We start from the raw sequence: 6730 nt of genomic DNA, 5'->3' as shown, positions 1-6730 counted from the left end.
TTCGTAATAGGTTGATATCTAAAGACTGAAGAAAGGACGTGGGTGAATTTCTGGCGTGTCGGAAATTAGTAGCCATTCCTGATTTATACATACAAAGCTTAGCTGCCTGAAAATCAAATCTGTAAGACCCTCACTCATAACCATGGTATGCATTACTAATGCCGTAGGGGGAGATAAAATGGAAAAAAAGAAAGTTAATTATAAATTACTGTTTGAATTATTTATGACTTTTTTTAAGATTTCACCAATTACATTTGGTGGAGGATTTGCAATGATACCTATCATGGAAGAGGAACTAGTAACTAAGAAAAATTGGATAGGTAAAGAAGAGATAGTCGACGTTTTTGCAGTTTCTCAATCTGTACCAGGTGCTATCGCGGTTAATTCCGCTACTTTCGTGGGCTATCAGATAGCTGGTGTCCCAGGTGCACTGGCAGCTTTAGTAGGAATTGTAATACCAACATTTGTTATTATTATAATATTGGGAGCTTTGCTATCTTCCTTTCAGCATAACATCCATGTTCAAGCAGCGTTACAAGGCATAAGGCCTGTTGTAGTGGCATTGATTGCCTCGGCAGCCTATAAAATGAGCAAGGTATCTCTTGTTGATAAAATCTGCTTCACACTTTGTGCAATCTGTGTTCTGGTGCTCCTATTATTTAAAAGTCTGAATTTGATTCTTGTGATCTTCATGGGTGCTTTTTTTGGCATTGTGATTGTGAAAGTTAAGGAAATGCAAAATCATACAGTAGCTCAAAAGAAAGTAAGAGGTGAAAAGTTTTGAATATATTTCTCGATATGTTTATTACTTTTTTCAAACTAGGGCTTGTTAGTTTTGGCGGCGGGTATGCTATGATACCCCTTATTCAGAAAGAGGTGGAGAACCACCATTGGCTTACTATGAGTCAGTTCACAGATATGATTGCAGTTTCTGCGATGGCTCCCGGCCCAATAGCGACCAATACGGCAACTATATTGGGCTACAAAATTGCAGGTTTACCTGGTGCTGCGATCGCATGTATATCTGTTTCGCTCCCCTCACTACTGCTCATACTTATTATTGGACAACTATTTATAAAATATCAAAATCACCGAATTGTAAAAGCGGCGTTCTATGGGCTAAGACCGACGATTGTAGCAATTATTGCTTATGCAGCAATCAAATTTGCTATTAGTAATGGTATTATTGGAGGGAGTAATTATATCGACATAAAAAGTTCATTCCTTTTGGTTGTAGCTTTTATTATGTTAATTAAGACAAAATATCATCCAGCATATTTGATTTTGGCATCGGGGATAATCGGGATCATGATATTTTAGTGGTGTAATGATTGGAATATTTTATATTAAAACCTGGGGCACCAATATATTGAAAATGCTTTTGAGTATAAGTGCTGACAATTATGGTATAATCATGTTAAAATTTTTTGGGGACGAGGTATTTAGCATGAATGATTCTAAGTTCAAAGTACTTCTCTACTCCGATGGATCACATCAGGCCTTTTCTGCGGCTGTTTACACTGCTATGCTGTTGGAGGAAATGCCGAATATGCATTTGACTATTATACAAGAACAAGACAGTAATGAAGGTTCACCAGGGATAGAATATAGTTGGAAAGAGTTACGTCCGAAATATAAAAGATATTATTGGGCTTGTTCAACAGAGAAAGAATATAGTTGGATAGACACTTGGCCAGCAAGTCCTACCAAGCAATGGATGAAAAACGTACTCAACGAAACGTTGGAAGCTAAACAGCAGTATGCTGTGATACTTGCCAAAACCAACAAAATATTTGCAAAGAGAAAACTCGATGTTACTCATGAGGTATTATGTTGTAACTCTAGTTTATCAGATCCATTGGACATAGCGGATACAGTGAATGTTATTATTGATTATGCGACCAAACATACTTTTGAATTAGTAATAATTGGTTCCAGGGGACACTCTGCATTAAAGGGAGTTATCTTTGGCAGTCTGTCGCATGGTGTGCTCGATAATTCCCCAATACCGGTTTTGTTAATCAAGAAGCTTCCACAAGACCTTATCGATGATTACTTAGCAAACACAGAGTCATAAGGATAATTTGTAGTTAACATCTGAGTTGAAAAACATTAAAGCCCCGAAGAGAAACTTTTCTCTTCGGGGCTTTAATGTTTTTCAGGAATGAGGAATTCCGCTGAGAAATTTCAAGGGACAGTGACCAGAGGTAGTTCGGTAAATTCAGGCCATAAGAGTACTTGATAGGATCGGATATTAAAAGAGTAGGCCATAGTATATATTGATTACGAGCATATTTACTTACTATAGACACAATGTGGACGTAATGCTAATCTTTGATTGAGAGAATGATTACTCCACCAAACAAGGAAACCTAGATCACGTAAAACTAGAACCGCCGTGTACTGGTAGTTGCCGCTGGTTCTACTCACAGAAATAAAATAATCTAAGGCTATGTCAAATTCTAAAGCATTAGACAATAAACAACATTATTCCTTAAATAAATATTTACCAATTTTTGGTGTTTGGCGAACATTCAATCACTGAAAGCGGTTAATTGGTAGTTTGAAAAATGAATGTGAAAGGGGTAATTATTATGACTGATTTCACTAATTTTAATGTGCTTCTCTATTCCGATGGCACAAAGCAGGCTCTTTCTGCAGCTGTTTACGCAGCTACCTTATTGAAACATATGCCTAACATGCATTTAACTATTGTACAGATCCAAGAAAAAGATGAAAACATTATGGGCACAAAATATAGTTGGAAAGAGTTACGCCCAAAGCACAAGAGATATTATTGGGGGTGTAATCAAGGGGCAGAACCTAATGGTCTTGATCATTGGCCGGTTGGTCCAAGAACTGGATGGTTAAACCATGTGTCTAACGAATCTGATCTGGAAATCAATAATCAGCATGACGTGGTATTGAGAGAAATAAAGAGTATATTCTCAAAAAGAGGAATTAACGTTAAGCATCAGATATTATGTTCTAATACCCTTATTTCCGATACATCAGATACAGCAGATTTAATTATTGATTATGCAACTAGAAATTCCTTTGGCTTAATAATTATGGGTGAACAGGAGTATTCGACAGTAAATTGGCTAAATATCGGTAATCTACCACGTGCTGTACAAAACAAATCGAGTATACCTGTAGTATTAGTTAAGAAACTTACCCGAGAGTTTGTCGATACTTACTTGCTTGAAAGTACGCAGTCACAGGAAAGAATGAGTAATTTCTCATCATCAAATATGACAAATGGCCGGTCTGAAAATATCTTATTCTAAATATGCGAACATCACCTAACCATAAGGTTAATTAACAGATTAGTAAAAGCCCTTTAAATTAGATTCATGATAAAGAGAGTAGATAAATAAGGTGTACACTTTATATCGATAGAATTAAATTTGGCCCCGAAGAGACATGAGTCTTTTGGGGGCTTCTTTATGTTGAGTATGTTCAAATCTTAAATAAAATGGCAATTGATTTGAGATTTATAGCTCATATCATTAAAGATTATAATATTGGTTCCAATAATTATAAGTGTTGTCTGAGGAGAGCTATTTATGCATAGTACCTGATTAATGCTGGACCATTCATACATATACAATAGACGAACCTCTATATAGACGCACTTGCGGTCATTTTACCGTCTTCAGTAAGAAGTCTTCGAGAGTATTTAATGGATCGTTACAGTTCAATGGGCTTTCGTGAGGTGCCAAGCGTCCGGGAAAATATTACAAATACGTATAATTGTAACTTAAAGCGCAAAATCCAACGGGCTAGCCATAGTGTATATTGATTACGAACATATCTTCCTACTATAGACACCGTACTGTCATAATGCTAATCTTTAATTGCAAGCATATGTATCGAGTAAATTGTTTGACTTCAATTTTGGATCTTGTCTAGCCTTCCTTGAATAACAGAGGTATATAATTGCCAGAGATAAATCTTTGTCCGTAATGCTTTAGTAACTTTATCAGACTGTAGCAGCAATGACAGTAATAATAAAATAGAAAGGTGGAATTCGTTTGCCCAGTTTAGCACTCGATAAAGAAATATCTAGTGTCGAGAAAATGAAGATTAAGAGAGAGACGGGAGAAAAAGAATATCCTATTTGGCTATTATTTAATCCAAAACATCCTGCGATTCGCCACTACATTTGGACACCGGTTTTAGCTGAGATTCAGGACAAAGTCTTCAGGGAACTGCATACTAGGATTAATACGGCTAATATGTATATTAGGAATGTTGTTAGCGACAGTGGAATCGTACCAAATACATTAAATTGGTGGGGAACAGAAGTATCTAATGAAATAGAATTGTTGAGGGAACTTGTTATAGAACATCAACCCAAGCTATTAATTTCGTTTGGCGCATTTCCTTTTGAATTTGTAAGGCGTGTCTACGAAATTAAACCTGAAAAAGGGCCTAAAGCTTGGGGTACATCCAATTTAGGTGATGAATTTGGAAAGGCAATAGAAACCTTTGATATTAACAGAACGAACAGGATTCCCCTACTTCGTCGAGTAGTTGATAGTGGCAAGTTCATAGAAGAGGTTTCAAATTTTAGTCAGGATGACGGAGATCGTTACTTTGAAGAGGTAGACAATTACTTTCATTTTGTGGGAAGTAAAATTGCTGAAAAGCTTATTGAGCATAAGGATAGTCTGGATATATGGATTTGAGTAGTCGAAATTTGACTTATGAGAAATAATGAGACTTTTTACCTCAATAAAGTATTTAAACAATCATTTGCACGGAAAGGTGGGATTTTCATTGCGCTTAACTAGATTCAAATACATTCCATTAATTGGAACTGTAATGAATTACAAAAAAGAGTATGTAAGTAAAGACTTGATTGCCGCATTGACAGGGGCAGTCGTTGCAATTCCACAGTGTATGGCTTACGCCCTGATTGCAGGTCTTAACCCAGTTTATGGTTTATACACAGCAATTTTATCTTCTATTTTTGGTTCAGCATTTGGAAGTTCGAAGCATTTAGTCACAGGTCCGACAAATTCCTCAGCGCTACTCGTAGCAAGCGTGATGACAGGCTATATGGGACATGATAACGCCTATCAAATCCTTTTTCTCTTAACATTTCTAGTTGGTGCCATAAAAATGCTCTTTGGAATTCTTAAGTTCGGTAAGTTAATAACTTACGTGTCTCATACTGTTATTCTTGGTTTTACTACTGGTGCGGGTGGTTTAATCGCACTTGGACAGTTAAATACGTTGCTGAGCATACCCATTAAAAATGCAGCGCAAATGCCAACTACTGAGAAAATATCTTACGTTTTTACACATCTAGGCCAAACCAATTACTATGCTCTTGGACTTGGACTTTTGACTGCCGCAATAATAGTGATTTGTAAAAGGATAAATAAGAATCTTCCTGGTGCGCTCATTGGAATTATCATCCCAATTATAATAATCATCGTTTTCTCTTTAGATAAGCAAGGTGTAAAACTTACTGGTGATATCCCTACTTCTCTGCCTCCATTTACGATGGTACAGTTCAATTTGAATACTATGCAGAACCTATTAAGCGGGGCTTTATCAATTGCAATTATAGGATGTGTCGAGGCTATTTCTAGTGCAAAAGCTATTTCCAATTTATCTCGACAGAAACTCGATCCTAATCAGGAATTCATCGGACAAGGTCTGGCAAATATTGGGTCGGCGTTTTTCCAAGGTTTTCCTGGATCTGGTTCCTTTACACGTACTGCGATAAATTACCACAGTGGAGCAGCGACAAGATTTGCGGGAATCTTGTCTGGAGTAATAATGGCCATAGTTCTTTTATTCTTTGCCCCATTTGCAAAGTACATACCAAATGCATGTCTTGCTGGGGTAATGATGGTTACGGCATACAACCTGATTAACACAAAGGAAATCATGAAGGTAGTAAAACTGGGTAAACTTAAATCGGACTCTCTTGCAATGTGGGTAACGTGTTTTGCGACAATTCTATTGCCCAACCTTTCTTATGCAATCTATTTAGGGATTGGACTCTCAATTGCATTGCACCTCAGAGATACAAACAAAGTTCCGGTTAAAATTCTTATTCCATCACAGGGAGAAGAATCTCAAATTATTGAAACAGAGGTTGAAGCAATCAAGGGAAAAGTTGATATATTAATTATTGAATTACAAGGAAGTCTTTATTTCGGATCGTCAGAAGACCTTGAAGATAAATTAGAAACCCTGGTGGATAAATCCAGAATATTCATTTTAAGAATGAAGCATGTGGCAAGTATTGATATTACATCACTTAATGCATTGAAGATATTTATCAGGTCAGTTAAAGAATCTGGTGGAAGTGTTATTGTGTGTGGTGTAAGGTCAAATATTAACTCAATACTAATGAAAGCAAATTTTGATCAAGATATCGGTGTTGACAACAAATTTATGTTGGCGGAGAATGAAATTTTTGCTACTACCTCTAAAGATTTAGAGAGAGCGAGAGCTGTCTTGAACTGTGAAATCGGAGATGGAGCAGATAAATCGATCTCATGTAATTTACTAGAGTCTGTTGCGAATTTAAAAGGTAGCGCAAATGCTAATAAGAACGTCATTTCGTTCTAGAAGTATCGCTGCTTTCGGAGAGCTTTGTTGTAACAACTCAAACGAAAGGTTAAAGTTATTAGTAGACGTCTTTATAAGATGATGTACACTACAACATCTTATAAAGACGCTTTTTTTCTCAAAGTCACGAAAT

6 protein-coding genes are annotated in these 6730 nt (G+C 36.6%); all 6 read left to right on the top strand.

From position 1 onward, the window contains the following. The first annotated feature begins 178 nt into the window (after positions 1 to 178). The 6 genes from DOT_RS19105 to DOT_RS19080 all read left to right on the top strand — a co-directional run bounded on the left by DOT_RS19105 (position 179) and on the right by DOT_RS19080 (position 6597). Positions 179 to 784 carry a chromate transporter gene (locus DOT_RS19105; protein ID WP_009622340.1) on the top strand — a complete coding sequence of 202 codons (606 nt, stop codon included), beginning with the start codon at positions 179 to 181 and terminating at the stop codon, positions 782 to 784. Continuing rightward, on the top strand, positions 781 to 1320 hold the full coding sequence (locus tag DOT_RS19100; protein ID WP_009622338.1) for a chromate transporter: 540 nt from the start codon (positions 781 to 783) through the stop codon (positions 1318 to 1320). Before DOT_RS19105 ends, DOT_RS19100 begins: the two co-directional genes overlap by 4 nt. 127 nt (positions 1321 to 1447) lie before the next feature. Next, positions 1448 to 2077 carry a universal stress protein gene (locus tag DOT_RS19095; protein WP_040412927.1) on the top strand — a complete coding sequence of 210 codons (630 nt, stop codon included), beginning with the start codon at positions 1448 to 1450 and terminating at the stop codon, positions 2075 to 2077. 517 nt (positions 2078 to 2594) lie between these two features. After that, the gene (locus tag DOT_RS19090; RefSeq protein ID WP_009622334.1) at positions 2595 to 3290 is read left to right on the top strand and encodes a universal stress protein; all 696 of its coding nucleotides are present in this window, start codon (positions 2595 to 2597) and stop codon (positions 3288 to 3290) included. Positions 3291 to 4037: 747 nt separating this feature from the next. Next, positions 4038 to 4694 carry a hypothetical protein gene (locus DOT_RS19085; protein ID WP_009622332.1) on the top strand — a complete coding sequence of 219 codons (657 nt, stop codon included), beginning with the start codon at positions 4038 to 4040 and terminating at the stop codon, positions 4692 to 4694. Positions 4695 to 4785: 91 nt separating this feature from the next. Further along, positions 4786 to 6597, top strand: coding sequence for a SulP family inorganic anion transporter (locus tag DOT_RS19080; RefSeq protein ID WP_040412922.1), 1812 nt, complete (start codon positions 4786 to 4788; stop codon positions 6595 to 6597). Positions 6598 to 6730: the final 133 nt, after the last annotated feature.

The organism is Desulfosporosinus sp. OT (assembly GCF_000224515.1).
GTDB lineage: Bacteria > Bacillota > Desulfitobacteriia > Desulfitobacteriales > Desulfitobacteriaceae > Desulfosporosinus.
This window is presented reverse-complemented; position numbering and strand designations above follow the sequence as displayed.